Annotated in this window: 27 protein-coding genes, 1 tRNA gene and 2 pseudogenes; 2 read left to right on the top strand and 28 right to left on the bottom strand. The window is 55.9% G+C overall.

Annotated features, from left to right (window positions below):
* Window positions 1-26: 26 nt before the first annotated feature.
* Both tnpB (ABNF92_RS03830) and ABNF92_RS03835 read right to left on the bottom strand, forming a co-directional pair.
* Window positions 27-371, bottom strand: a complete 345-nt coding sequence (gene tnpB / locus ABNF92_RS03830) for an IS66 family insertion sequence element accessory protein TnpB (protein ID WP_016915087.1) — start codon at window positions 369-371, stop codon at window positions 27-29.
* Entirely contained in the window at window positions 368-658 is a 291-nt protein-coding gene (locus ABNF92_RS03835) for an IS66 family insertion sequence element accessory protein TnpB (RefSeq protein ID WP_349343499.1), read from the bottom strand. Before ABNF92_RS03835 ends, tnpB (ABNF92_RS03830) begins: the two co-directional genes overlap by 4 nt.
* Before the next feature lie 85 nt (window positions 659-743).
* Between ABNF92_RS03835 and ABNF92_RS03840 the strand changes: the two are divergent.
* Window positions 744-980 (top strand): annotated as a pseudogene (locus tag ABNF92_RS03840) (transposase); the annotation flags it as partial.
* A gap of 192 nt (window positions 981-1,172) precedes the next feature.
* On the opposite strand, the gene ABNF92_RS03845 reads toward ABNF92_RS03840, so the two are convergent.
* The 3 genes from ABNF92_RS03845 to ABNF92_RS03855 are packed head-to-tail and all read right to left on the bottom strand — an operon-like array spanning window position 1,173 to window position 3,692.
* Entirely contained in the window at window positions 1,173-1,859 is a 687-nt protein-coding gene (locus tag ABNF92_RS03845) for an AraC family transcriptional regulator (protein ID WP_349343500.1), read from the bottom strand.
* Window positions 1,860-1,909: 50 nt separating this feature from the next.
* Window positions 1,910-3,163, bottom strand: coding sequence for an ISL3 family transposase (locus ABNF92_RS03850; RefSeq protein WP_349342348.1), 1,254 nt, complete (start codon window positions 3,161-3,163; stop codon window positions 1,910-1,912).
* Window positions 3,164-3,191: 28 nt separating this feature from the next.
* Entirely contained in the window at window positions 3,192-3,692 is a 501-nt protein-coding gene (locus ABNF92_RS03855; RefSeq protein WP_349343501.1) for a hypothetical protein, read from the bottom strand.
* A 353-nt stretch (window positions 3,693-4,045) separates the two neighbouring features.
* Between ABNF92_RS03855 and ABNF92_RS03860 the strand changes: the two genes are divergently transcribed.
* Window positions 4,046-4,312, top strand: coding sequence for a hypothetical protein (locus ABNF92_RS03860; RefSeq protein ID WP_349343502.1), 267 nt, complete (start codon window positions 4,046-4,048; stop codon window positions 4,310-4,312).
* Window positions 4,313-4,328: 16 nt separating this feature from the next.
* On the opposite strand, the gene ABNF92_RS03865 is transcribed toward ABNF92_RS03860, so the two are convergent.
* From ABNF92_RS03865 to frr, 23 genes and pseudogenes are all read right to left on the bottom strand, one after another.
* The gene (locus ABNF92_RS03865) at window positions 4,329-5,417 is read right to left on the bottom strand and encodes an IS630 family transposase (RefSeq protein WP_349343477.1); all 1,089 of its coding nucleotides are present in this window, start codon (window positions 5,415-5,417) and stop codon (window positions 4,329-4,331) included.
* A gap of 431 nt (window positions 5,418-5,848) precedes the next feature.
* Window positions 5,849-6,304 (bottom strand): annotated as a pseudogene (locus ABNF92_RS03870) (transposase); the annotation flags it as partial.
* A gap of 28 nt (window positions 6,305-6,332) precedes the next feature.
* Window positions 6,333-6,602 (bottom strand): hypothetical protein, encoded by a 270-nt coding sequence (locus tag ABNF92_RS03875; protein ID WP_349343496.1) that lies wholly within the window; start codon window positions 6,600-6,602, stop codon window positions 6,333-6,335.
* Window positions 6,592-8,241, bottom strand: coding sequence for an IS66 family transposase (locus ABNF92_RS03880; protein ID WP_349343497.1), 1,650 nt, complete (start codon window positions 8,239-8,241; stop codon window positions 6,592-6,594). The genes ABNF92_RS03875 and ABNF92_RS03880 overlap by 11 nt, the downstream gene beginning before the upstream one ends.
* Before the next feature lie 28 nt (window positions 8,242-8,269).
* A complete protein-coding gene (gene tnpB, locus ABNF92_RS03885) occupies window positions 8,270-8,614 on the bottom strand; it encodes an IS66 family insertion sequence element accessory protein TnpB (RefSeq protein WP_016915087.1) in 345 nt (114 codons plus the stop codon).
* On the bottom strand, window positions 8,611-8,898 hold the full coding sequence (locus ABNF92_RS03890; protein ID WP_349343503.1) for an IS66 family insertion sequence element accessory protein TnpB: 288 nt from the start codon (window positions 8,896-8,898) through the stop codon (window positions 8,611-8,613). The genes tnpB (ABNF92_RS03885) and ABNF92_RS03890 overlap by 4 nt, the downstream gene beginning before the upstream one ends.
* Window positions 8,855-9,658: a transposase zinc-binding domain-containing protein gene (locus tag ABNF92_RS03895; RefSeq protein WP_349343504.1), complete on the bottom strand. Its 804-nt coding sequence runs from the start codon at window positions 9,656-9,658 to the stop codon at window positions 8,855-8,857. Before ABNF92_RS03895 ends, ABNF92_RS03890 begins: the two co-directional genes overlap by 44 nt.
* Window positions 9,658-10,248: a tyrosine-type recombinase/integrase gene (locus tag ABNF92_RS03900; RefSeq protein ID WP_349343505.1), complete on the bottom strand. Its 591-nt coding sequence runs from the start codon at window positions 10,246-10,248 to the stop codon at window positions 9,658-9,660. The genes ABNF92_RS03895 and ABNF92_RS03900 overlap by 1 nt, the downstream gene beginning before the upstream one ends.
* Window positions 10,245-10,430: a hypothetical protein gene (locus ABNF92_RS03905; RefSeq protein ID WP_349343506.1), complete on the bottom strand. Its 186-nt coding sequence runs from the start codon at window positions 10,428-10,430 to the stop codon at window positions 10,245-10,247. Before ABNF92_RS03905 ends, ABNF92_RS03900 begins: the two co-directional genes overlap by 4 nt.
* Window positions 10,431-10,830: 400 nt before the next feature.
* Complete coding sequence (locus ABNF92_RS03910; RefSeq protein WP_349343493.1) at window positions 10,831-12,204, bottom strand: IS1182 family transposase; 1,374 nt, start codon at window positions 12,202-12,204, stop codon at window positions 10,831-10,833.
* Window positions 12,205-12,699: 495 nt separating this feature from the next.
* A tRNA-Met gene (locus tag ABNF92_RS03915) sits at window positions 12,700-12,776 on the bottom strand.
* Window positions 12,777-12,845: 69 nt separating this feature from the next.
* On the bottom strand, window positions 12,846-13,544 hold the full coding sequence (rnhB, locus tag ABNF92_RS03920) for a ribonuclease HII (protein WP_153634450.1): 699 nt from the start codon (window positions 13,542-13,544) through the stop codon (window positions 12,846-12,848).
* On the bottom strand, window positions 13,544-14,725 hold the full coding sequence (gene lpxB / locus ABNF92_RS03925; protein WP_349343507.1) for a lipid-A-disaccharide synthase: 1,182 nt from the start codon (window positions 14,723-14,725) through the stop codon (window positions 13,544-13,546). Before lpxB ends, rnhB begins: the two co-directional genes overlap by 1 nt.
* Window positions 14,726-14,743: 18 nt before the next feature.
* Window positions 14,744-15,535, bottom strand: a complete 792-nt coding sequence (gene lpxA, locus ABNF92_RS03930) for an acyl-ACP--UDP-N-acetylglucosamine O-acyltransferase (RefSeq protein ID WP_069184895.1) — start codon at window positions 15,533-15,535, stop codon at window positions 14,744-14,746.
* Complete coding sequence (fabZ, locus tag ABNF92_RS03935) at window positions 15,535-15,972, bottom strand: 3-hydroxyacyl-ACP dehydratase FabZ (RefSeq protein ID WP_069184896.1); 438 nt, start codon at window positions 15,970-15,972, stop codon at window positions 15,535-15,537. Before fabZ ends, lpxA begins: the two co-directional genes overlap by 1 nt.
* Window positions 15,973-15,983: 11 nt before the next feature.
* On the bottom strand, window positions 15,984-17,009 hold the full coding sequence (gene lpxD / locus ABNF92_RS03940) for a UDP-3-O-(3-hydroxymyristoyl)glucosamine N-acyltransferase (RefSeq protein WP_349343508.1): 1,026 nt from the start codon (window positions 17,007-17,009) through the stop codon (window positions 15,984-15,986).
* A 47-nt stretch (window positions 17,010-17,056) separates the two neighbouring features.
* A complete protein-coding gene (locus tag ABNF92_RS03945; protein ID WP_136631745.1) occupies window positions 17,057-17,554 on the bottom strand; it encodes an OmpH family outer membrane protein in 498 nt (165 codons plus the stop codon).
* A gap of 45 nt (window positions 17,555-17,599) precedes the next feature.
* On the bottom strand, window positions 17,600-19,918 hold the full coding sequence (gene bamA / locus ABNF92_RS03950; protein WP_136631746.1) for an outer membrane protein assembly factor BamA: 2,319 nt from the start codon (window positions 19,916-19,918) through the stop codon (window positions 17,600-17,602).
* Window positions 19,919-19,962: 44 nt separating this feature from the next.
* Window positions 19,963-21,312 (bottom strand): RIP metalloprotease RseP, encoded by a 1,350-nt coding sequence (rseP, locus tag ABNF92_RS03955; protein WP_349343509.1) that lies wholly within the window; start codon window positions 21,310-21,312, stop codon window positions 19,963-19,965.
* A 49-nt stretch (window positions 21,313-21,361) separates the two neighbouring features.
* Window positions 21,362-22,546 carry a 1-deoxy-D-xylulose-5-phosphate reductoisomerase gene (ispC, locus tag ABNF92_RS03960; RefSeq protein ID WP_349343510.1) on the bottom strand — a complete coding sequence of 395 codons (1,185 nt, stop codon included), beginning with the start codon at window positions 22,544-22,546 and terminating at the stop codon, window positions 21,362-21,364.
* 2 nt (window positions 22,547-22,548) lie between these two features.
* Window positions 22,549-23,388, bottom strand: coding sequence for a phosphatidate cytidylyltransferase (locus tag ABNF92_RS03965; RefSeq protein ID WP_349343511.1), 840 nt, complete (start codon window positions 23,386-23,388; stop codon window positions 22,549-22,551).
* 21 nt (window positions 23,389-23,409) lie between these two features.
* The gene (gene uppS, locus ABNF92_RS03970) at window positions 23,410-24,180 is read right to left on the bottom strand and encodes a polyprenyl diphosphate synthase (protein ID WP_069184903.1); all 771 of its coding nucleotides are present in this window, start codon (window positions 24,178-24,180) and stop codon (window positions 23,410-23,412) included.
* 71 nt (window positions 24,181-24,251) lie between these two features.
* The gene (gene frr, locus ABNF92_RS03975; RefSeq protein ID WP_069184904.1) at window positions 24,252-24,809 is read right to left on the bottom strand and encodes a ribosome recycling factor; all 558 of its coding nucleotides are present in this window, start codon (window positions 24,807-24,809) and stop codon (window positions 24,252-24,254) included.
* Window positions 24,810-24,827: the final 18 nt, after the last annotated feature.

The raw sequence follows: 24,827 nt of genomic DNA on the forward strand, positions 1-24,827 counted from the left end.
CCGTTATTATACCGGAAGTCCACTCTCTATACCCCTCGAAAACGCTTGAACTGCCGGTATTTTTGCACTTCGATACCATCGATCAGCAGTTGCAGATCCGTCAGGGTCAGGGCCCGCTGACCAGAGGCAGATAACGGCACCCGGAACTGTCCCTGCTCCAGGCGCTTGGCCCACAAGCAATAACCGGTGGCGGTAAAGTACAGCATCTTCATCTGAGTCTTTCGACGGTTGACGAAGACAAAATACTGGCCGCTGAGTGGGTCGTGCTTCAACTGATTCCGGACCAGGGCGCTCAAGCCCCGGAACGATTTGCGCATGTCGGTGGGCTCGGTGCACAGCCAGATGCGCGCCTGGCTATCGAGCCCGATCATCCGTTCTGGCTCAGCCGCAGTTCGACGCCGTTGCCCAGGCTGAGCACAATGTTCCAGCCTGGGCCGGAGGATGGAGAGTTGCCCATCAACGATGAGAGATCCAGAAAACCGGCTTCACCGCTTACTGCCGTCTCATCAGTCGACGGATCGGACAGGCGCTTGCGCCAGTTGCAGAAACTGGCGTAACCGATATTCTCCTGCTTACAGAACTGCGGCGCTGACAGGCCACTGTCACGCTGCTGATCAACCAGGGCCTGCCACTGTTTGGGTGTGCGGTGCTTTTTCATGGGGGTAACCTCGTGTTGGAAATTGCGAGGCTACTGTAGGGTGGAATTCAGTGAGTCGGCAGGACGTCTCGGAATGAACGCTTACGACGCCACGCGGTATCCGGCGACGGCCCGGATGGCGGAGAAGCTTGCCACCGCCGAGGGGCGAGCAGTTTATGCTCAGCGCAAACACCTGGTCGAGGCGGTGAATGGTTGGATCAAGAATATTCTGGGCTTTCGCCAGTTCAGCTTGCGAGGCCTTCAATCGGTACAGGGTGAATGGGATCTGGTCTGCCTGTCTCTCAACCTCCGGCGCATGAGTTCACTGATGAGGCTGGCATAAGTCCTTGAGGCAGCCTTTGGCTCACGGTAGGTACAGTTGGGGCTCTTTGATGCCCCCCTTTTAACCGGCTGGACCGAAAGCGATGATTTAGCCAATCCGATATCGCGGACACTCGGTCCAGCCAAACAGTGGCCCGGTCTGGCGGAAACAAGCGCTCAAAAAGTATCTGCCGCGCAGACTCCTAGCCCTCGATTATCGCCGATTTTGAGACTTATTCAGAGTCTCCAGAGAAAATCCCGCTTTTCGGGTTTCAGAAGGGAGCTCACCAAATACCTTTTTATAATCACACGATAGTCGCCCCAAGTGCATAAATCCGTAATCGAACGCAATCTCCGTGATATTTTTCGCACGACCGCTTAACAATTCCTCTCTAACTTTATTAAGTTTTTTGTTCTTTATATAGTTTCTAGGAGTTGTTGAAAATGAGCTGGCGAACATATTATAAATTGAGCGTACGCTAACCATTGACACGTCAGATAACTCTTCTAAAGTAATATCATTTTTGAGATTCTCATCAATGTACTGGATAATATTTTTCATGCAAGGATGAATATCCTGAATATCATCATCTATATTAAAATTGCCTCTAAATACACTTAGTAGTTTTTTTGCAAAGATTTCTTTGTATAGGCTAGAAGTACAAAAAAGGCTTGAGTCTAAATTTTCAGACTCCAGGAGTATAGCTTCGAAAAGTTTTACTAATGATGGGAAAGAAAAAAGGTTTACCGGAGTTCGGTGGAAGCGAATACCTGATTTTGGAATATGTCCAAGATCAGAAACGACAGTACACTGAAATTCGCTTTCGGGCACATTGAAGATCAACTTTTCACAGTCATGAGAATAATCAAGTATTATCAATTCATGGGGATTCAACATCATTGCGTCACCCTGACCTAAAAAAACGGGTCTCTTCCGTTTTGTGTGGAACATTAGCTTGCAACCATTCTCTGTAATGGCGTCTGGAACGGGTTTGCTGGCAGATGCTTGAGCTTGCCGGCAATCAGAAAGCAGATGGCAATGAAGTGGCTCGCCGTGCCGTAGCCGCGCGCACGGGCCTTGGCCGCCTGGATCAGGCTGTTCATGGCTTCGACATAACCATTGCTCAAGCCGCTTTCAAAGCCCTGTAGGACTCCGGCCCAGTGTCGCTTGAGGGTGGCAGCTAGTTGTTTCATCGGTTCCAACCGACAGCGTCTGGCCCAGGAGTGCCATCGCTTCAGTAACCCTTCCGCTTGTTCACGACCAGGCTTGGCCTGGAAGATGTCACGCAAGGCCTCTTTGATGCGCCAGGCACGAGCGGTCTTCAGGTTGGAGCGGGTCAGGTCGTAGACGGCCTCATCCTGCTTTTTGCTCCAGCGGGCCATGTCCGTGAGCCAGGCCCATTTGGTTCGCTTCAGGCGGGCGTCGTGGCGTACTTCAGACTTGCGCACGGCATCCACAGCCTGATTTGCCAGCTGAATGATATGGAACCGGTCAAAGGTGATTTCGGCGTTGGGCAGGTGCTGCCCCAGGCCGCTGATGTAGGCTTTAGACATATCGATGCTGGCGTGCCGGATCTGATCAGCCTTGCCCTGATGGCTTGCAAGATCCTCAGAGAATCCTTTCAGAGTCTGGGCGTCACGACCGGGCGTTGCAAAGATGAGTCGGCGCTCGGCCAGGTCATGCACCAGCGTGATGTAGTGATGGCCACGCCGACAGGCGGTCTCATCGACCCCGATGGTGGTCACGGTGCTGTAGTCTTCACGAGCTTGTGCCTGGGTGACATGGTGGTCCAGTACCCGCCAAAGGGCCCTGTCATCAGTCCTCAGCTGCCTTGCCGTGGTCGATACCGGCATGGCCTTGGCCAACGTGAGCGCAAAGGCTTCGAATAGCAGGGTGAAACGGCTGCCCGGGCGAGCCCAGGGTACTTCCACCTGAGTGGTCTTCTTGCAGCCGCCGCAGCGCACCCGGGGCACCTCGGCATGGACATAGGCGGCAAACTGGAAGAAGTCCAAATGCCGCCAAGTTCGCGGTTTCCGGTCGTGAATAGGCTGATCAGCTCGCCCACAACCAGGACACGGTAATTGCTTCGCCTCACAGGAGACCCGGAAATCGATACGCTGGGCCTTTGGGTCAAAATCGATGTCATCGACAGCCCATGGTGACGTCAGACCCAAGGCTTGTGTGAACAAGAGTTCCGGATTCATAGAGATGTTCGCTGGAGGTCAGAAGATATCAGGGAGTATGGCTCAAAAAGGCGTTAGCTGGCGACCGATTCCACACGAAATGGAAGAGAGCCAAAAAAACTTCTCCGTCCTTGAAAGTTATATTACAGAAGCCTTTCGTGATTATTTGTAAATGAAATGTATTCTCTAACTCAGGACTTTTGATCCGAACCTCGCTGCCATAGGAAAGAGAGGATAATCCAAGCCCAGAAAATTCTGTAAAACTCAAGCGTGACAGAGCTTTTGGCTTACTCATTAGTTCAATAGTGTGACGGCCAATCTTTTTATTTACAAAATCTGAGACCACTTCTGGGTGAGTGCACTCAAAAACTACTGCCTGACTTAAAGCGTTATCTAGAATGCTATTCATTTTATTATTTCCATCTTTGATTTTTATCATTGTACTTAAAGATAATTTTATTCTAAGCAATTTCGAGATTCGTTTCAACAGACGATGATGGGCACGATTCCGCGGCGATTTGCACACGTTCATTCCACGACGTTCTGCCACCCCGATAAGTTTCTTCCTACAGTAACCGATCATTCACCAATAGGAGGTTGCTTTCATGAGACCATATCGCACCGAAGAACAGTGACGAGCCCTGGTTGACCAGAAGCGCAACAGTGGTCTGTCAGCCCCAAAGTTCTGCAAGCAGGAGAACATCGGCTATGCCAGTTTCTGCAACAGGCGTAAGCGTCTGTTCCCTCAGCCGAAGATTCGACTGGGGCCGGTGAAGCCAGTTTTCTGGATCTCTCGTCGTTGATGGGTAAGCAATGGGATGGACTCCTCCTCACCTAACCGGCATCTACGTGCCAAAATGGTGAGTGAACAGTCAACCATCGAAAAGATGAGGAGAAGTCCACATGAATATTATCCGCGTCGGTGTTGATATTGCCAAGTCAGTGTTCCCCGTGCACGGCGCAAACCGCCACGGCCACACTCAATGGCAAGGTAAGTATTCTCGTAGCAAGTGGCTTGATGCTCTCAGCCGGAAAGTACCAGCCCGCGCCGAGATTGGCATGGAAGCGTGTGCTTCAGCCCATCACTGGGCGCGGGAGCTCCAGAGACGAGGGTATCGCGTCCGGCTGGTCGCAGCTCAATTGGGTGGTAATTCTCAATCTCGCCTTTGATCGCTTCTAGTGTCCTTTAACAAAGGTTCGTCTTATTATTCAGCTTATCGGAAAGACGAGCGATTGATGCAATGATTTGATCCGCTGTTTTGCGCCAGATAAAAGGTTTGGGATCGTCGTTGTATCTTGCCAGGTAGTCTTTAATGGAAGCCTCCAGTTCACGAGTGCTTCGGTGCGAGTTGCGCTTGATCCAACGTTCCGAGATCAGGCCAAAAAATCGTTCCACCAAGTTGACCCACGATGCTGATGTTGGCGTGAAATGAACGTGATAGCGGGGCCTTGCGGCGAACCAGGCTCGTACCTTTTCTGTCTTGTGAGTCCCGTAGTTGTCCATGACCAGGTGAACATCCAGATCTTCCGGGACCTCCCGGTCAATCTCATTTAAAAACGCCAGGAACTCTTTGGCACGGTGTCGCCTGTGCAGGCGTCCGATGACCTCGCCAGTGGCAACGTCCAGGGCTGCAAACAGAGTGGTAGTGCCATGGCGAACATAATCGTGCGTTCGCGTTTCGGAGTAACCAAACGACAACGGAAGCGCCGGCTGAGTGCGGTTCAGCGCCTGTATCTGGCTTTTCTCGTCCACACACAGGACCATCGCCCGGTCAGGCGGGTTCATATACAACCCGACAATGTCGTGAACCTTGGCCACAAAATGGGGGTCAGTCGAGAGCTTAAAGGTCTCCAGACGATGAGGCTTTAACCCAAACGCCCGCCAGATCCGGCTGATGGCCATGGCATTGAGCCCGGTTTCCCTGGCCATCAGCGTGGTAGACCAGTGGGTCGCATCCTTGGGCTTGGATTGAAGCGTTTTGTTGATAACGTCTGTTACCTTGTCGTCATTAATACTGCGTGGCCGGCCACTTCTCGGGGCGTCTGTCAGTCCCGCCACACGAAACTGCTCGAACCGCTTACGCCACTTACTGACGGTCTCTGCCGTTACACCCACTCGCTCGGCAATCACTCGTCCGGGCAAGCCCTCAGTGCTCAACAGGATCATTCGTGCGCGTTGCTGCTCGGCTGCCGGCATCTGTCGCCGCCGAACCCACGACTGAAGCTCATCGCGTTCTTCATTTGTAATGATCAAAGGAACAACGGGTCGGCCCATTGCAGTAGCTCCGTCAATGCTTTCTGCAATTATAACCTTAAACTACAATTTATTCGACGAACTTTCGTTAAAGGACACTAGACTTTCCATAGCAACAAGCTCTCCTAAAAATTAACACCTAAGCATTTAATGGTCGTGCGCAGCATGACCTTTAAATGTTTGTTGGACTAAGCCGCCGGCGCTGAAGCTGTCTGGCGACGGATAAGGGTAAAGTAATCAGGAGGCAAGGCTCGGAACGGTGAGGCTGGCTGCCGACAGACCTCAGCACCAGTGAACATTTGCCGGGTTATATCCATCATTGGCCGATTCCTTATTGTGATGTAGCTCAGACTAACCCGCAGATGCTGGTTTTTCCAGTCTCGGGCCGCACACCGGCCCAGCTCACCTGGAACTGTAAGCGATCACCCGCCAGATCAGGCGCAGCTTAATGGCTAGCCGGTTGGCACTGCCACTATTCTAAAGCACGGCATTTGACGAACCATGTGAACCAGACCATCATTGCAGCGCGGGCAAGGCCAACAACGAGTCGGTTCCTGGTTCACTCGGTGTGGTTCTGGTTGGGGTGACTGCAACATGCACTGCCGGATGACAGCCAGTTTTCGTCGTCGCGTCCGGTTGCTCAGGTAACCAAAGTGGCGGATACGCATGAACCCTTTGGGCAAAATATGCATCAGGAATCGCCTGACGAACTCCTGCCCTTCCAGCCACTGGGTCTTAATCCACCCATTGTCCCGATAATCTTTATATCGGAACGAGACCCGGTCACCCTCCATCGACAACAACCGCCCGTTACTGATGGCAATCCGGTGAGTGTAGCGAGCGAGATAATCGACAACCGTATCGGCCTGGTTCAGGCAGTGCCGAGTGTAGACAACCCATTCCTGTTGTAAGCGTTCATTCCAAGACGTAGTTGACCTACTTCACGTCACGGAGAGGCCTCAATAACTCCGGCGAGACCTTGTACTGTTTGGTGCCGTCCTCGGCCAACACGATCACACTCTTGCGGTTGATCTTGGTGACGATCCCCAGCACCGGTCCTTCCCGGCCCTCGAAGGTCACTTTCAGGCCCACCCGCAACTGGCTCAGCGCCTGTAGATTTTCCTGATCCCTCAGTTCGTCGATGCGCCGGCAGATGGTTTGATTCAGTTCCAGCAACTGGTCGATGCTCATGTCTTCAATGCGCATGAACGGCCTCCGGCTGTTTGTTCTGTCGGTCAGGGTGGCGTGGGTCGATCAGGGCCCGTAACGGGTTCTCCGCGAACCGGGTTTTCCAGAGGCGCGGGGTCAGGTCGCTGACTTCACGGGCCGGGTGCTGGCTGATGCGTTGCAACACGTCCACCAGGTAAGTGTAGGGGTTAATATCGTGCAGCTTGCAGGTACTGATCAGGCTCTGGATGATGCCCAGGTGTTCCGCGCCCAGTTCGGTCCAGCAGAACATCCAGTTTTTCTTGCCCATGGGGATGGGGCGTAGCGCCCGTTCCAGGTGGTTGATGTCTGGCTGCACGTCCGGGTCTTCCAGGAACACGGTCAGGCTGGCTTCGCGGCTGAGCACGTAGTTCAGGGCTTTGGTCAGAGGATCGCTGGGCAACAGCCCGCCTTGCTCCAACTGATCCCGGCACCACTGGAAGAAGTCGCTGACCACCGGCTTGGAGTGCGCCAGGCGGTACTGGCGTTTCTTCTCGCCAGTCAGCCCTTGAGCGTTGATGGCCTCTTCATTCCGGTACAGCGTCGCGATCCGTTGCAGGGCCTCGGTGACAGTTTCCGGGTGAGCCTTCTGCGCGTCGATAAAGTAACGGCGACTGTGCATCCAGCATTGGGCATGGGTGACGTTTTCCTGGGCGGCGGCATAACGGGCATAGGCCGCGTAGCCGTCACTGATCAGCGTGCCACTGAACGACTCGCTGAGTACCTGTTCGATGTGGGCGCGCCCACGGCTGTTCGAGTAGGTGAACACCACCTCGTCGGCATCGCCGTACAGCGGCCAGAACCAGCCGGATTTCATCTTGCCTTTTTGCGGGCCGGCGCGACCCTGGTGGCCGGCCTTGACGGGTGTTTCATCCATGGCCATCACCCGGCTGCGCAATACGTTGTCGGTCTGGGCATCTACGATGGGGCGAAGCAGGTCGATGGCACGCTTCACCAGGTTGGTCAGGGTGCTGCGGCTGACGGTGATGCCGGCCTGCTGGATGCGTTGGTGTTGACGATACAGCGGCAGGTGGAACTGGAACTTGTCCACCAGCAACCCGGCCAACAGGCTGACATCGGCCAGGCTGTTATCCAGCACGTTGAACGGAGCCGGGGTGGTGATGGGCTTCTCACTGCCCTTGCGTCGGAACACCGGCCGCTCCACCTTCAGCACCACATAACTGGAGGCGCGCTGGGCCAGGCGGTAGGTGGTCTTGCTGCCGATCACTTCGTACTGATCGGCCTCTGGGCCGGTCAGCTCCGGTGGCAGGTGTTCAATGACTTCCACCGGGACATCGGCGGTAAAGCGCAGTCCGGTGTCGTTCAGGCAGTCGTCGTCCCGCTGCTTTTTGCCGGTGCCGCGCTGATAGGCCTTAATGGTGCGTTTTTCTGCATCATCAGGCTGCTCCGGCAGCGGTGCTTCATCGGGCTGGAACAGGCTGTCCTGTCCTGGCAGGTCATACACTTGCTTCTCGGATTTGGGACCGAACAGCTGTTTCTTGAACCAGTCCAACTGATGGGTCAGCTGGCGAATGGCCTCCGCCTGAGCGCCCAACTGCTCCCGCAACACGGCATTCTCCTCGGCCAGGGCCGAGTAAGAAGGTGCGTTGGAAGAAGGAGTGGAAGCCGTTGAATTCATGGCCGTTATTATACCGGAAGTCCACTCTCTATACCCCTCGAAAACGCTTGAACTGCCGGTATTTTTGCACTTCGATACCATCGATCAGCAGTTGCAGATCCGTCAGGGTCAGGGCCCGCTGACCAGAGGCAGATAACGGCACCCGGAACTGTCCCTGCTCCAGGCGCTTGGCCCACAAGCAATAACCGGTGGCGGTAAAGTACAGCATCTTCATCTGAGTCTTTCGACGGTTGACGAAGACAAAATACTGGCCGCTGAGTGGGTCGTGCTTCAACTGATTCCGGACCAGGGCGCTCAAGCCCCGGAACGATTTGCGCATGTCGGTGGGCTCGGTGCACAGCCAGATGCGCGCCTGGCTATCGAGCCCGATCATCCGTTCTGGCTCAGCCGCAGTTCGACGCCGCCCAGGCTGAGCACAATGTTCCAGCCTGGGCCGGAGGATGGAGAGTTGCCCATCAACGATGAGAGATCCAGAAAACCGGCTTCACCGCTTACTGCCGTCTCATCAGTCGACGGATCGGACAGGCGCTTGCGCCAGTTGCAGAAACTGGCGTAACCGATATTCTCCTGCTTACAGAACTGCGGCGCTGACAGGCCACTGTCACGCTGCTGATCAACCAGGGCCTGCCACTGTTTGGGTGTGCGGTGCTTTTTCATGGGGGTAACCTCGTGTTGGAAATTGCGAGGTTACTGTAGGGCGAATTTCAAAGGGGTGGCAGGGCGTCTTGGAATGAACGCTTACTTCCTGTTGCATCAGGCCGTTGAGTACACCATCAGTCTCACCACTGCTAGTCACCCGATTCAGCTCACCGGCGTTCGCCGACACCCTCAGCAACGACACCATTCGCCCCCGAAAACGCCTTGATAATGCCCGTACCGGGAACAGGTAATCGCTTTTTGCCTTGCGCCATTGGCCACTGTCTGTCAGTACACCTCCCGGGATCAGGCAATGCACGTGAACATGGCGGCTCAGGTTCTGCCCCCAGGTATGCAGCACCGCGGTCATGCCCAGTTCGCCCCGCAGATGCCGCGTATTGCGACCGAACTGATTAAGCGTGTTCCAGACGGCCTGGAAGAGGCAGCGGTAGAGCACTTCCGGATGCAGCTGAACCCATCCATTCAGGGTGTGGGGCAGCGTAAACACCACATGAAAGTACGGGACCGGCAGCAACAACGCCCGTTGGCGGTCACTCCATCGCTGGCTGGCGCGACCCTGGCATTGCGGACAGTGCCGATCCCGGCAGCCGTAATAACAGACGGAGCGGGTCTTGCAGTGATCACAACGCATCTCCATACCGCCCATGCGGGCCGTCCGGCACCCGGTCAACCGGGCACAGACCTTGAGGCGATGGCCATCCAATGACTTTTCGGGGAGGAACTGATCCAGAATCGTCTGAACGGTGAGTGCGCTGGCCATCATCCACCTCCCAGACCTGCAATCAGGTCGACAGGTCCACGGTTCTGGGGTGTCACCCCAGGCAGCCAGTGCAAGTACCGCTGCGTGCTGCGCAGATCGCTATGCCCCAGCAGTTGTTGCAACTCATGAAGGGGAACGCCCTGAGCTAACTGGTGGGTAGCGTAGGCATGGCGCAGGGCATGAATGCCTCCGCTTTTCTGAATGCCACTGGCACTTTTGGCCTGATGGTACACCTTCTGGGGAGTGCTGATCTGAAGGTGCCGATCCGGCAGCAAATCACTGGGAAATAACCACGGCATGGGCCGCCGAACCCGCCAATACTGACGAAGCACCTGGAGCAGTCCCGGTGCCAGAGGCACCATCCGGTCCTTGGCTCCCTTACCCTGATCAATTCGAAGCAGGTGACGTTCACCATCAACATCCTTCACCCGCAACGCCACGGCTTCACTGACTCGCAGGCCACAGCCATAGATGATAGACAACAACGCCTGATGCGTGGGGTTGGAGACTGCCGACAGCAGGCGAGTGACCTCCTGACGGGTCAGCAATTCCGGAATGCGCTGGGGGCGCTTGGGTAATACCAACGTCACATCAAAATGCGCCCAGTGAAGCACTTGCAGATACAGAAACCGGATACCATGGAGGTAGAGGCGGCAACTGGCCGGTAATACCGAGCCAGCTCGGTTACCGCGTAGAGATAGCTTTGCTGGGTTCGGGGGGAAAAGCCATGTTGGCACATGGCCTGGATCATGGTCTGACGTAACGGTGTCATGACGGATTCTCCTCTTCTGAAACGCCCACTCGGGCTCATCAAAAGTATCCGTCAGTTCACCTGAACTTGCGGGGAATTCCCCGGCCCACTCGCTACCGCGAAGCGGTTTAGTTCAACAGCTTATTAATCTGAATTCGCATTAAGCCGCAATTGTAGAATCTTATCCAAAACCCGAGTTACGGCTCTAATTTTCAATTTAATTCATAGATATAGAGACACTCTAGCACGAATTTTGAAACTCGCCGTCCAGCTGAAATTGGACAGCTGTGCTAGCAGCCTGTCGGACTTAGCATTGGCATATTTTTGCCCCTGCTTATCCAAACAGGTTTCGCACTATCTTGGTGCGTAATTGTGACCTACAGCGCCCAATAATCCCAAAACGAGCAGAATTGCCCCCATTTCAGGCCCATTGGGCGGATTTCGGACGCAGTACGGCCATGCGTTTCAGATTCCAGGCCAGACAAACCAGTGCCCATTCGCCGCTCACTTTGTCCAGTCCGCGTAACGAGAACTGACGAAATCCGAGCACCGACTTGATGATGCCGAATACCGGCTCGACGGTTTGCTTACACAAGGCATAGGCCGTGCGTCCGGCTTGGGTTTGTAGCTTGTGCACCATGCGCTCGACCGGCGTACTGCCTTCGGTTATTGGCATCGGTTCAGCGAATCGCGCCAACGGCGGCTGGTGGTGGTTTTCCCGTTTGACGGCGATGTGCGGATCGATGCCGGCCTTTTCGCAGGCGGCGACATTTTTGGCGCTGAAATACCCGGTATCGGCAAGCAGTGTGTCAGCTTTGCCCAACGACTCCGGTAATGCGGCCAGTTGCGCGAGCATCGGCTCGACTTGTTCCTTGTCGTTACAGGCCTGGGTAACCGCTGGTGCCATCACCAGCATGCTGTCTGCATCGACAGCTGCCTGGGCATTGTAGCTCTGCTCGAAGCCGCCACCGGCCACTGGCATGATGCGCGATTCTTCATCGGTGAGATTGAGCTGATCTTTTGCCTTGGGGCCAGCCGTGGGCGGCTTGGGTGGACGACCGCCTGGTTTTCTGCCGTTCTTCTTCTGCTTTTCTTCTCGCGCGGCAAGTTTGGCCTGGTACTGGGCTTGCTCGCGCTCGAAACGCGCTTTGGCCCGGGCTTCGATCTTCGTTTTGGCTTCCGCCATCGCCTTAAGCCGATCTTCCCGGCGCTGTATTTCTTCCGGCAGGCTGATTCCATCTGGGACATTGGACTGGTCGGCCTGCTCAGCTAACGCCAGCAGTTCCTGCACTTCGCCCTGGAGCTGAGCTTCCATCTTCTCGATGTGGCCATGGGACAGGGCGCTGTGGCGCGACGCATTGGCCTGGACCTTGGTCCCGTCCAGGCTGATGGTGCCCAGCTTTACCAGTTTCATTTCCTGTGCGACTTCGAGAACCTGAACGAACAAGTCGGCCAGTTCACCGAGAAAACGTCGACGAAAGGTCGCCAGGGTGTAGTGGTCTGGATGCGCACCAGCCGAAATAAAGCGGAAGGCCACAGAGTCGTAGGTCGCCCGCTCGATCCTGCGGCTGGAAAACACGCCGGTGGCATAGCCGTATATGAGCAGAGACAACAGCAGCGATGGATGATAGGCCGCGCTGCCGCGCCCACCATAGGCGTTCACCATTGAGCGCAGATCAAGGCCGTCGACAACCTCAACAATGAAGCGCGCCAAATGGTCTTGGGGTAACCAATCGTCAACGGATGGCGGAAGCAAATAGGCCGTGTGACGGTCGAAAGAACGAAAGTTACTCATGGCTGATTCGTGATTTATTTAAGGTCAGCATTATCTCATACTGGCCCATTAAGTCCGACAGGCTGCTAGGCGTGTCGGAAAGGCGCTAGAATGTTCGCTTTTGTTTAAAAGCTTGGATTTATGCTGGTGCCCTTGCCACTCCTAGCCTATGAGTGGACTTACCTCGGTTCAGCCTCTCTTCACTAACTCACCTCATCGCGGTAAAAGGTCCGCTTTCCAATGAGAAAGCGTGGCCAGAACCCCGAAGTATGTCGCCATAATAATGTGGCAGCTTGGGCTAGACTGGAACGTCAAGAACACACTCAGACTTGCAGCGTAGAGGACTATTGTCACAGGAGGAACAAAAACTGACTGACGGTCATTTTCCACCTGGCCGCAGATCGAACCGTCACAAGCCTTGGCACATATTTGTCACATATACGTCACAGGGGATTTTTGCCGGCCCAAACGCAAAAAAGGCAGACCAGTAAGTAACTGATCTGCCCTTCTTAAATATGGTAGCGGGGGCTGGATTCGAACCAACGACCTTCGGGTTATGAGCCCGACGAGCTACCAGACTGCTCCACCCCGCATCAAAACTGGTTGTTGATGGGTTTGCCCCGATCAACGTGCGCGTATATTAAGGATTGGATGCACCACTGTCAATCAATATCTTCGAAAAGATCGGTTCGATATTGCAGTTGCTCTGGCTCTGGCTTTGGCTCTGGCGCCACTTTCTCGCGATAGAAGCCCACCTGCTCGATCACTTCCTGTACCGGGCGAAACGAGCGGCGGTGCTCGGAAGTCGCACCGAGACGGCGCAGGGCTTCCAGATGGATCGGTGTTGGGTAGCCCTTGTGCTGTGCCAGGCCGAAACCAGGGAAACGCGTCTCCAGCGCTTCCATTTCCCGGTCACGGGTTACCTTGGCAATGATGGAGGCGGCGCTGATGGCTTCGACCCTGCTATCACCCTTCACAACAGGCTCCGATGGCCAGTGCCACTTCGGACAGCGGTTACCGTCCACCAGAACGTATTCGGGGGCGATCGCCAAACCTGAAACCGCACGCTCCATGGCCAGCATCGTGGCCTGATAGATGTTCAGCTCATCAATCTCATGGGCCTCGCACCGGCCTATGCTCCAGGCTTTGGCATGCTCCAGGATCTCCCCATAGAGCGCGCTGCGGCGTTTGTCAGTAAGCTTCTTTGAGTCCGCCAGGCCGGCAATCGGCCGGTCCGGGTCCAGAATCACCGCCGCCGTTACGACAGCCCCAATCAGCGGACCCCGACCGACCTCGTCGACACCAGCCAGGAGAGAGCCCGTATAGCGGCATTCGAACGGCGGCAATGGCTTTTTCGGCATCAGCGGGCACCCTGCTCTAACAGGTCAGAGATCGCCTGGGCGGCTTTTTCATCGGCACCCTGCCTCAAGGTGTGGTGCAAGTCAGTAAAGGCTTCTTTGAGCCGAACCCGCTCTTTAGTGTTTTCCAGGCGCTCGAGCACTGCGGCGCCCAGACTCTCCGCCGTGGCGTCATCCTGAAGCAGTTCCGGAACCAGCTGGCGCTTGGCAAGCAAATTGGGCAACGCGACGTGAGGTACCTTGACCAATTTCGACAACAGGGCATAGCTGAATCCGCTCAAGCGATAGCCCACGACCATCGGCTTTTTCAACAGCATCGCTTCCAGCGTTGCAGTTCCCGAAGCAAGCAGCACAACATCGGAGGCGGCCATCACGTCTCGGGACCTGCCTCGCACAATCGTGACTGACAGTTTCACCTCGAGCGCATCAACCAGATCCCGCACCTGTTTTTCGCGATCCCTGTTGACACAGGGAATCACCAGTTGAAGATCCGGGCGTCGCTCCTGGATCCAGCGAGACGCTTCCAAAAACAGGGTGCCGAGTCTTTCCACCTCCCCTGCCCGGCTGCCCGGCAGGACGGCAAGTACCGACGCTTCGAGGTCTATACCCAGCGACTCCCGCATCTTGAGGGTATCCGGTTCCACGGGAATGCGATCGGCCAAGGGGTGACCCACGAACGCCACGGGCACGTGGTGTTCCTCATAGAAACGAGCCTCAAACGGGAACAGGGTCAGCATAAGGTTGACGGACTTGGCGATTTTAAAAATCCGCTTTTGCCGCCAGGCCCACACGGATGGGCTGACATAATGGACAGAGAGGATACCGGCCTCGCGACAGCGTCGCTCGATAGCCAGCGTAAAATCCGGGGAATCAATACCAATGACCACGTCCGGCGGAGTCGTGAAGAAATAGTCCAGCACTCGGGCCCGGATGCTGAATAGTTCGCGAATCCGACCCAGGACCTCAACCAGGCCCATGACCGAAAGGCGCTCCATCGGCAACAGCGAGTGAAAACCTTCAGCAACCATCTCCTCTCCGCCAATTCCGACGAAACGGGCACGGGGATAACGCTGCCGGAGGGAACGAATCAGCCCGGCACCGAGGATATCCCCCGATGCCTCGCCGGCAATGATACCGAATGTGATTTTGCGTTCGCTGATGATCGCGTGAGAAAGATCTGTCACCGACAGGCTCCTGCCGGGTTAGCGGATGATGCCGCGGTGTGCTCCACGCAGGGAGTCAATGAGCGGGCGAATCTCCGCGACATCGGAATAGGATTTCTCGAGTTCTTCAACGGCCTGTTCGGTCGTGAGCCCCTGGCGGTAGATGACCTTGTAGGCACGGCGTAAGGCCAGCAAAACATCTTTACTGAAACCGCGGCGCTTGAGGCCTTCGACGTTCATGCCATGAGGCTCCGCTGACTGACCACTGGCCATAACGTAGGCGGGAATATCCTTGAGTACGATGCTGCCACCGGCCGCCATGCTGTGGGGGCCAATATGGCAAAACTGGTGAACCATGGTGCCACCACCGAGGATCGCAAAATCACCGACCGAGACATGGCCCGCAAGGGTCGCGCAATTGGCCAGGATGGTGTTATCCCCCACAATGCAGTCGTGGGCGACATGCACATAAGCCATGAGAAGGTTACCGCTGCCAATGCGGGTTTCGCCACGATCCTGGACCGTGCCGCGGTGGATGGTGCAATTCTCGCGAATCACATTGTTGTCACCAATCACCAACGTGGTCGGCTCGCCGGCGTATTTCTTGTCCTGACACTCTTCACCGATACTGGAGAACTGGAAGATGCGATTGTTCCGGCCAATGACCGTAGGCCCTTTAACAACAACGTGCGACAGGATCTCTGTGCCATCGCCGATTTCCACATCCGGACCAATGTAACTCCACGGCCCGACGGTGACGTTGTCCCCGAGCCTGGCTGACGGGTCTACAATTGCCTGAGGATGGACTCCCGACCAGTCATTTGTCGCCATCAAACTTCTCTCTCAGCGGTCAGAATCTCTGCCACGCAAACGACTTCTCCGTCGACCAGAGCGCGACACTCGAATTTGTATATACCCCGTTTACCGGAAATAAATTCCGACTCCATGCACAGTTGATCCCCTGGCAATACCGGGCGTTTGAACCGGGCCTTGCTCGAACCGGCCAAGTATTGTACCACGCCGTCAGAAGGTTTCCGGCCCACAGTCACAAAACCGAGAATGCCGGATAACTGCGCCATCGCCTCAATGATCAAGACGCCCGGCATGATGGGATTATTCGGGAAGTGGCCCTGGAAGAACGGCTCGTTAAACGAAATATTCTTGTAGCCCTTGATCGATTTTCCCTTTTCGACCTCAGTTACCCGATCCACCAGCAAAAACGGGTATCGGTGTGGAAGGTACTCCAGAATTTCGTCGATGTTCATCATGTTGATCGGCCTCAGCCCTCTAATTTCTTTTCGAGTTCTTTTACCCGTCGCGCCAGAACATCCAACTGCCGGAAGCGCACTGCATTCTTGCGCCACTGACGGTTGGTATCGGCACTCGTGCCTGATGAATAGACACCGGGCTCCCGGATGTCACCGGTTACCAGCGTCATACCGGTCAGATGAACCTGATCGGCGATCTCAAGATGGCCAGCAACGCCGGATGCGCCACCGAAAACACAGTGCCTGCCAATGCGGGTGCTGCCGGCAATGCCAACCATAGCCGCCATGGCACTGTGCTCGCCTATGCATACGTTATGGGCAATCTGGATCAGGTTATCGAGCTTCACACCGTCGCCAATCACGGTGTCATCCAAAGCCCCGCGATCGATAGTGGTGTTGGCGCCCACTTCCACATCATTCCCGAGAACAACGCGCCCGAGCTGTGCAATACGGTGCCAAACGCCCTTCTCGTTAGCGAAACCGAAACCGTCGGAGCCTATCACAGCACCGCTGAGTATGCGGCAACGTTCGCCAATAACCACGTCGTGAGCCAGAGTCACCCGGGGCCGAATCAGAGTCCGGGCTCCGATTCTGGCGCGGGCTCCAACAATCGAGCCGGCTCCAACAACAACCCTCTCACCAATGTCTGCCCCGGCTTCCACGACCGCATTCGGGCCTATGCTGGCATCTTCAGCAATAATCGCTGACGGGTCTACTACTGCGGATGGGTGAATGCCGGGCGAAGCAACAGGGGCGGGGTCAAACCAGTGGCTCAACCGAGCATATCCGAGATAGGGGTTGTCCAGTAACAGGACGTTGGTCGGAGCCTCTTTCGCCGAGGCAGGTGCAACAATAACGGCCGAAGCACGCGTTTCTGGCAGATATTTACCATAGGAAGGATTCGCCAGGAAGCTGATCTGACCGGGACCAGCCGCCTGCAACGTCGCCAGACCCGAAACCTTTACATCAGGGTCACCCCGTAGCTCCGCACCAAGGGCATTGGCAATTTCCCCAAGGCGATAGGACCTTTCTGTCATTGCGAACTCCCAAGCAACGATCAGGGCACCGGGGTGCCCGTCACAGATTAACGGTTCAGTTTTTCAAGAAGCTGAGAGGTCAGATTCATTTCAGGCTTTACATAGACAACCGCTTCGCTTGGCAGGATAAGGTCGAGGTTGTTCTCCTCAAGAAGCTCCTTGACCGCTGCGTCCACCTCGGGACGAGCCTGCTCCAGAAACGCCTGCTTGCGCTGGTTCACCGTTGAATCCAGCCGCTGCTTGAGAAAGTTGAATTCCTTTACCTTCTCCTGGAACTCTCCCGCCAGCTTGTTACGCTCGCTCTCGTTCATCATGGCTCCATCCTTCTCAAGGCGTTCCTGGAGCTTGCGAGCTGCTTCCTGGGCTTCACGGACGCGGGCTTCGTCCCCGGCAAAATCCTTCTGAAGCGATTCGCTGAATGTCTTGGCATCGTCAGACGAGAACAGTGCCTGACGCAGATCGACTACACCAATCCGGGTTTCGGCCATCGCCGGGAATGAAAACGCCATAATCACAGCAGCGAACATCAAAACAAATCGGGACATTGGTTTTCTCCTGATTTTCATCCGTCGATTATTATTATCCATGCTTTAGAAGGTCTGGCCCAGCGAGAACTGGAACACCTGTGTGTCGTCGCCAGCTTTGTCGTTCAGAGGGTAAGCGAGACTGAATGCCAATGGGCCAACAGCCGTTATCCACTGGAAGCCGACACCGGCTGCCATCCTGATTTCGCTCAGTTCCGGATCGAACCCCCTGGCTGTATCAAACACCTGGCCGGCATCCAGGAAGAATGCCGTTCTCATTGAGCGGGTATCGCCAGCAAACGGCGTCGGGAAGATCAGTTCCAGACCACCCTCGGTCAAAAGGTTGCCGCCAAACGGATCCGGATCCGAAAGGTCGTTTACGTTATTCGTTGCCCTGAGCCCCAGCGAGTTGGCTTCGTATCCACGAACCGAACCATAACCACCGGTGTAGAAGTGCTCGTAGAACGGCATCTGGCTGCGATCACCATAGCCATCGCCGTAGCCGATCTCTGACCGTGCCCGGAAGACCCAGCGATTATTATCGGTCACAGGGTAGTAGAAATCCGTTTTGTGGGTGGCTTTGTAGAAGGTCAGATCACTACCCGGCACCGCCACATCCAGGGACAGTGAGTGGCTGTAACCATCAGTCGGCAACACTCCACGGTTCAGAGTACTGCGACGCCAGCTTCCGAACAGGAAAAAGTTGGTGAACGAGTCGCCTTCCTCATCAATGAATTCACTCACCTCCTGTGACGTAAAGAGGCCTTCCTTCAGATTCGACTGAGTGACACCGGCACCAAAATTCAGGCGGGTAATACTGTCCGTGGGGTAGCCGAAGGTAACGCGGCCACCGTACTCATCCAGCAGGAACGATGAAATATCTTCCTCTTCGTAGTCAGTCTCCCGGGCGAATACACTGAACCCGCGGCTCACGCCATCAACGGTGTAGTAAGGGTCCAGATAGGAGATGTTTGCGCTCTTGATGGAGTCACTGACATTCACGCCGAAAGATACCCGCTTACCGGTACCAAAGAAGTTATTCTCAGAGACATTGGCACCGAGAATCACACCCGAATCCTGGGAAAAGCCAATGGAGGCCGAAAGGCTGCCTGTTGGCTGCTCCTCAACGGAGTAATTGACGTCCACCAGGTCGTCGGTGCCAGGTACCGGGACGGTGTCCACGTTAACAGTCTGGAAGAAGCCAAGACGTTCCAACTTGGTCTTGGAGAACTCGATTCGGTCGGAAGACGCGACACCGCCCTCCATTTGCGTCATTTCCTGGCGCAGGACATCATCGCGTGTAGACACGTTGCCATCGAAATTGATTCTTCGCACGTAGGCCCGTTTGCCAGGCTCCACAAAAAACGTGACTGCGGCTGTGTTATTTTCGCCCGGCTCCGGAACGGCATTGACGTTGGCAAAGGCATAGCCCTCCCGGCCAAGCCGGAATGCCAGGGATTCGGAAATTGCTGTCATGCGGGACCGGGAGAATACATCACCTTCCTCGACCGGAATCAGCGAGCGCAATTCCTCCTCACCCACGATCAGCTCACCGCGAAGGTTAATTTCGGAAATGGTGTACTGGGGACCTTCATTTACAGCGATCGCAATGAAGACTTTTTGCTTGTCCGGAGAGATGGACACCTGGCTGGACTCGACGTTGAAATCGAGATAGCCCCGATCAAGATAGAATGACCGAAGCGACTCCAGATCGCCGCTCAGACGTTCTCTGGCGTATTTATCCGCGTTGGTTATCGAGTTCCACCAGCTCGTGCTCTGCAGCTCGAACAGATCCTGCAGCTCCTCGTCGGTGAAATCCCGGTTGCCAATGAGATTGATGTGGTGAATCGCGGCAACAGAACCTTCATTGATATCCAGACGAATCGAAACCCGGTTTCTCGGAAGCTCTTCCGCTGTTGCCTTTACCCGGGCATTGTAGCGGCCCTGAGCAATGTATGAGCGCAGTATTTCAAGCTCCAGACGCTCGAGGGTCGCACGCCGGAACACCTGGCCTTCCTGAAGCCCGGCCCCTGCCAGCGCGTCCATCAACATCTCGGTCTCAATGTTCTTATTGCCCTCGATCTCGATATCACTGATGGAGGGACGCTCTCGAACCGTCAGAATGAGTACACCAGCTTCCCGGCTGGCCTCAATGTCGGTAAAAAGCCCGGTCCGGAACAGCGATTTGATCGCATCAGCCAGCTCGGTCTCGTCCACCTGTTCACCAATATTGACAGGGAACGCAGAAAAAACAGTACCCGCAGATACCCTCTGCAGGCCTTCAACCTCAATATCCGCAACAGTGAACTGATCAGCAAGTGCTGGCTTCAGGCCGGACACGGCCACAGCGAGGCCAACGGCTACACTTAGAAGAGAACGTCTCATTCAAATATTTCGCCTGGTTAATGCGCGTAAAGAGCTCGCAATTCTCACAACCGCATCAGGTCGTTGTAAAGAGCAAACACCATTAATGTGAGGATCATTGCCATACCAATTCGTAATCCAAACGCCTGAGCCTGCTCGGAAAGCGGCTTTCCCCGGAGGGCTTCGATGGTGTAGTAAACGATATGACCACCATCCAGTACCGGTACAGGCAGAAGGTTCAAAATGCCCAGACTTACGCTCAGATAAGCAAGAAAACGCACGAAATCTTCGAATCCGGAGCTGACGCTGGCCTCTGCAACCCGGGCAATGGTTATCGGACCACTGAGGTTTGTGGGTGACAACAGTCCGGTGACCATTTTCTTGATGGCCACGAGCGTAAGACGGGTGTCCGCCCAGGTTTCGCTGAGGGCTACCGGGATGGCAGCGAACGGACCGTAGCTGACATCCCGCAGAACTTCCTCCGGCCACGAGATCGCCTCTACGCCTGCCCCGACGAAACCGATCGACTCGCCACTTTCCTCGGTCCTTGCTTCCGGAGTCACGCTCAGGGATTGTTCCGAGCCGTTGCGCTCCACAGTGACCTGAAGTGTCTGCTCCGGAGCGTTGCGAATGAACTCTACCAGCTCAAACCAGCTGCCGATCGCCTCGCCATTCACGGCAACGATGCGATCTCCGGGCTGCAACCCGGCTGCCTCTGCACGCCCACCCTCGGAAATCTGACCCAATACAGGCGGCACTGCGGGCCGCCATGGCGTGATGCCAAACTCAGCCAGCGGGTTGGGCGTGTCATCACTCAGGCCCCATCCGGAAAGCTCACCACTGACGGTTCCCCGGGCGCCATCCGCGGACACCTCCATGGAGATCGAACCGTGCTCGCCGGTCCTCTCGAGAATCCGCATGTTTACATCACGCCATGAACTGACCCGATGGCCATCCACGGCGTGAATCTCCATGCCTTCCTGCAGCCCCACCCGCTCGGCCACACTCTCGTCAGCAATTTGCCCGACAATAGGGGCAACGTGGGTAACGCCGACCACACTCAGCAACCAGTAAGCAAAAATGGCAAACATAAAATTGGCGAGTGGGCCAGCCGCGGCAATGGCAATACGTTGGCCGGGCGGCTTGGACGTGAAGGCCTGGTCTCGGAGTTCCTCGGGTACCGGCCCCTCGCGCTCATCAAGCATCTTGACGTAGCCGCCCAGTGGAATGGCCGCAACCGCGAACTCGGTTCCATGCTTGTCATACCAGGAAAACATGGGTTTCCCGAAACCCACCGAGAATCGGAGCACTTTTACCCCGCACCGCCGGGCGACCCAGAAATGACCGTATTCGTGCAAGGTCACGAGGATGCCGAGGGTAAGCGCGAGTGCGAGGACGGTTTCAATAATCTGCATAGCGTTCCTGATTGAATGGCTTCAGCCGGGCAGCCTACGGCTGCGACTATCAGACAGTTAACAGACCTATCTGTTCCCGCGCACGACCCCGTGCCTCTTTATCCTTGGCAAAAATGATGTCAAAGCTGTCTGCTGGCTCAACGGCGGTCGCAGCGAGCGTTCGCTCTATGATAACGGGGATATCCGAAAAACACAGGGTGCCGTCGAGAAAAGCGGCAACCGCCACTTCATTGGCCGCATTCAGAACCGCCGGTGCAGTGCCGCCGGCCTCGAAAGCTTCCGCAGCCAGGCGCAGGCAAGGGAAACGCCCCAGATCCGGGCGTTCGAAGTGAAAGCGCCCGATAGCGAACAGATCCAGGGGGGGAACTCCGGCATCAATGCGCTCTGGCCACGCCAGGCCGTTGGCAATCGGCGTTCTCATATCCGGACTGCCAAGCTGGGCCAGCACGGATCCATCGGCATATTCAACCATCGAGTGGATGATACTCTCTGGATGCACGTGCACCTCGACTTTCTGAGGTGTTGTGTTGAAAAGCCAGCAGGCTTCAATCAGTTCCAGGCCCTTATTCATCAAGGTGGCGGAGTCTACGGAAATCTTTTGCCCCATGGACCAGTTAGGGTGGGCACACGCCTGGGCCGGCGTTACCGACCGGAGATCTTCAGCGGAGTGCTCGCGGAAGGGGCCACCAGAGGCTGTCAGCAAGATCCTCGTGATACCCGCACCGGCAGGATCCCGTATCTTGTCCGCCGGCATGCACTGGAAAATCGCATTGTGCTCGGAATCGATCGGCAGCAGTTCGGCACCGGCCTCGGCCACGGCGTCCATGAACAATTTCCCGGACATCACCAGGGCTTCTTTATTGGCAAGCAGCACCCGCTTCCCTGCCCTTACCGCTGAAAGCGTAGGCGATAATCCCGCCGCGCCAACAATGGCTGCCATCACGGTATCAACGTCAGGCGCCGAGGCTGCCTGGCATAACCCATCCAGGCCGGCGAGCACCTCGGTGTCCGGCAAGTCTGCCAGCAGCTCGGAGAGCATATTGGCAGCCTCTGGATCGGCCATGACGGCGACCTTGGGACGGAATTCCCGGCACAACACAGCCAGTTCCTCCGCGCGGGTGCTGGCGGTTAATGCATAAACCGAGAAACGTTCCGGGTGCCGTCGAACAACATCCAGGGTGCTGAGGCCAATGGAGCCTGTGGCTCCGAGAATACTGATAGAGCGGGTTGCCATAGTCACCAGTGCCCGGTTGTGAGCCAACCAAGTTGGGTAATGATGAGAGCAAAAACCGGAATCGCCGCTGTCAGACTATCGATCCGATCCATAATCCCGCCATGGCCGGGTAGCAACTGGCTGCTGTCTTTGATGCCACGGTGCCGCTTGAGCATGCTTTCCAGCAAATCACCCAACACGGAAACCAGGCCGGTGGCGAGACTGGCAACAATCAGGAGCAGTGTCTGTCCTACCCCTGCCGAAGCCAGAAAACTCACCACAAGAGCAAAGGCTCCCACGGCCACCAGACCACCCCAGACACCCGCCCAGGACTTACCGGGGCTGACCCGGGGCGCCAACTTCGCTTTTCCAAACGCCCGACCGGCAAAGTAAGCACCGATATCAGCAACCCAGACCACGCAGAACACGTAAAGAATGAGCAGCAGGTTGTTGGAGCTGTCACCAAACTGAAAGCCACCGGTGCGCAAGTGATTCAGGCCAACCCAGGCGGGCACCAGCACGAACAGCCCCATTACGGCTCTGACCGGCAGACTGCCCCACTTTTCAGACCCTGCGGGGTAACTGCGAACCAGAAGAAAACAGATTCCCCACCAGAACAACGCCAGCCAGAGCACCGCCACAAACGGCACGTTGAGAAGCCCGTATAGAATCAGGGCGGTTAGCAGCGCATAACCGATCCGACCAGCAGGATGCCCAATGCCAGACATATTGGCCCACTCCCAGGCACCTATAGAGATGATGGCACCTGTGAAGAGAGCAAACCCCAGCGGAGGGAGAAAGAAGATCCCGCCGATGGCGATCGGGGCGAGAATCAGTGCGGTGATAATTCGGGTTTTTAACACGGTTGACGTCGCTATCGTTCGTTATTGTTGTAGAGCCTTGGCCGCTATCTGATCATCTGTCTGGCCAAAACGACGCTGTCGACCGGCATATGCCTGCAGGGCCTTGAGCATCTCTTCCTGCTGAAAATCAGGCCAATACACCGGAGAAAAGTAAAGCTCTGTGTAAGCCAGGTGCCACAGCATGAAGTTGCTGATTCTCTGCTCACCGGCCGTGCGAATCATCAGATCAGGCATTGGCAGGTCACCAATACTGAGGTGCTGCTGGATCAGGTCATCGGTAATATCGGATGGCGCCAAATGCCCGACACGCACCTGTTCCGCCACCTTGCGCGTGGCCTGAGTGATATCCCAGTGTCCGCCGTAGTTCGCTGCAATCACGAGCGTCATCCGGGTGTTGTTGCGGGTCAGCTCCTCCGCCGCTTCCATATGTTCGCGAAGCGCAGAACTGAAGGCGGACCGGTCACCAATTATGCGCAACCGGATGTCGTTACGATGAAGCTTCCGCACTTCGCGCTCGAGCGCGAACAGGAACAGCTTCATCAGGGCCGACACTTCGTCCTTGGGGCGCCGCCAGTTTTCACTGGAAAAGGCAAACAGAGTGAGAACTTCCACACCTTCGCGGGCGCAGGTTTCTACCACTGCCCTGACCGCATCCACTCCGGCCTTGTGGCCAGCCACTCCCTTGAGACGACGGGCCTTGGCCCATCGATTATTCCCGTCCATGATGATGGCCACATGCCGGGGTCGGCTGTCTGCCGACACCGGAATCTCTGCGGATACAGTTCCCGTCATGAAATCCCCTGTGCGGCCGAAGCGCTTGATTGCCGCGGCCTTTCAATTCGCTTGCAAGTGAACCCGAACGGTTAAACCGCCATCAGGTCCTCTTCTTTGGCCTTGAGCATCTTCTCGACTTCCGCAATGTAGCGGTCGGTCAACTTCTGGATCTCATCCTCGCCCTTGCGCTCGTCGTCTTCGGTAATTTCCTTTTCCTTCAGCAGATCCTTGATCATGCTGTTGGCATCCCGACGTGCGTTGCGGATTGAAACACGACCGTGCTCGGCGTCCGCTTTTGCCTGCTTGACCATTTCCTTACGGGTTTCTTCAGTCAGCATCGGCATTGGAATCCGAATGATATCGCCACTGGTAGCCGGGTTCAGACCGAGGTCTGACGCCATGATCGCCTTCTCGATGGTCGGCATCAGGTTCTTCTCCCAGGGAGAGACCGTCAGAGTCCGGTTATCCTCGACGTTGACACTTGCCACCTGTTTCAGCGGCGTCTCCTGGCCGTAATAGTTCACGGTGACGCTATCCAGGATAGAAGGATGGGCCCGACCAGTGCGAATCTTGTTAAACGCATTGTTCAGGGACTCCAGGCTCTTCTTCATCTTCTTTTCGGCTTCTGCTTTGATGTCGTTAATCACTTCAGCATCCTCAATTCG

The organism is Marinobacter sp. MMG032 (assembly GCF_040112695.1).
GTDB lineage: Bacteria > Pseudomonadota > Gammaproteobacteria > Pseudomonadales > Oleiphilaceae > Marinobacter > Marinobacter salsuginis.

What these genes read in the sequence shown, in the direction of transcription:
- ispC (WP_349343510.1), bottom strand. Translation starts at nt 22,546, where the DNA reads ATGGCAACCCGCTCTATCAGTATTCTCGGAGCCACAGGCTCCATTGGC.
- lpxA (WP_069184895.1), bottom strand. Translation starts at nt 15,535, where the DNA reads ATGGCGACAAATGACTGGTCGGGAGTCCATCCTCAGGCAATTGTAGAC.
- fabZ (WP_069184896.1), bottom strand. Translation starts at nt 15,972, where the DNA reads ATGATGAACATCGACGAAATTCTGGAGTACCTTCCACACCGATACCCG.
- ABNF92_RS03905 (WP_349343506.1), bottom strand. Translation starts at nt 10,430, where the DNA reads ATGACACCGTTACGTCAGACCATGATCCAGGCCATGTGCCAACATGGC.
- lpxD (WP_349343508.1), bottom strand. Translation starts at nt 17,009, where the DNA reads ATGACAGAAAGGTCCTATCGCCTTGGGGAAATTGCCAATGCCCTTGGT.
- ABNF92_RS03835 (WP_349343499.1), bottom strand. Translation starts at nt 658, where the DNA reads ATGAAAAAGCACCGCACACCCAAACAGTGGCAGGCCCTGGTTGATCAG.
- ABNF92_RS03850 (WP_349342348.1), bottom strand. Translation starts at nt 3,163, where the DNA reads ATGAATCCGGAACTCTTGTTCACACAAGCCTTGGGTCTGACGTCACCA.
- ABNF92_RS03890 (WP_349343503.1), bottom strand. Translation starts at nt 8,898, where the DNA reads ATGAAAAAGCACCGCACACCCAAACAGTGGCAGGCCCTGGTTGATCAG.
- tnpB (WP_016915087.1), bottom strand. Translation starts at nt 8,614, where the DNA reads ATGATCGGGCTCGATAGCCAGGCGCGCATCTGGCTGTGCACCGAGCCC.
- ABNF92_RS03945 (WP_136631745.1), bottom strand. Translation starts at nt 17,554, where the DNA reads ATGTCCCGATTTGTTTTGATGTTCGCTGCTGTGATTATGGCGTTTTCA.
- uppS (WP_069184903.1), bottom strand. Translation starts at nt 24,180, where the DNA reads ATGACGGGAACTGTATCCGCAGAGATTCCGGTGTCGGCAGACAGCCGA.
- ABNF92_RS03865 (WP_349343477.1), bottom strand. Translation starts at nt 5,417, where the DNA reads ATGGGCCGACCCGTTGTTCCTTTGATCATTACAAATGAAGAACGCGAT.
- ABNF92_RS03875 (WP_349343496.1), bottom strand. Translation starts at nt 6,602, where the DNA reads ATGCGCATTGAAGACATGAGCATCGACCAGTTGCTGGAACTGAATCAA.
- ABNF92_RS03880 (WP_349343497.1), bottom strand. Translation starts at nt 8,241, where the DNA reads ATGAATTCAACGGCTTCCACTCCTTCTTCCAACGCACCTTCTTACTCG.
- tnpB (WP_016915087.1), bottom strand. Translation starts at nt 371, where the DNA reads ATGATCGGGCTCGATAGCCAGGCGCGCATCTGGCTGTGCACCGAGCCC.
- ABNF92_RS03860 (WP_349343502.1), top strand. Translation starts at nt 4,046, where the DNA reads ATGAATATTATCCGCGTCGGTGTTGATATTGCCAAGTCAGTGTTCCCC.
- ABNF92_RS03910 (WP_349343493.1), bottom strand. Translation starts at nt 12,204, where the DNA reads ATGAGTAACTTTCGTTCTTTCGACCGTCACACGGCCTATTTGCTTCCG.
- bamA (WP_136631746.1), bottom strand. Translation starts at nt 19,918, where the DNA reads ATGAGACGTTCTCTTCTAAGTGTAGCCGTTGGCCTCGCTGTGGCCGTG.
- ABNF92_RS03895 (WP_349343504.1), bottom strand. Translation starts at nt 9,658, where the DNA reads ATGGCCAGCGCACTCACCGTTCAGACGATTCTGGATCAGTTCCTCCCC.
- rseP (WP_349343509.1), bottom strand. Translation starts at nt 21,312, where the DNA reads ATGCAGATTATTGAAACCGTCCTCGCACTCGCGCTTACCCTCGGCATC.
- rnhB (WP_153634450.1), bottom strand. Translation starts at nt 13,544, where the DNA reads ATGCCGAAAAAGCCATTGCCGCCGTTCGAATGCCGCTATACGGGCTCT.
- ABNF92_RS03845 (WP_349343500.1), bottom strand. Translation starts at nt 1,859, where the DNA reads ATGATGTTGAATCCCCATGAATTGATAATACTTGATTATTCTCATGAC.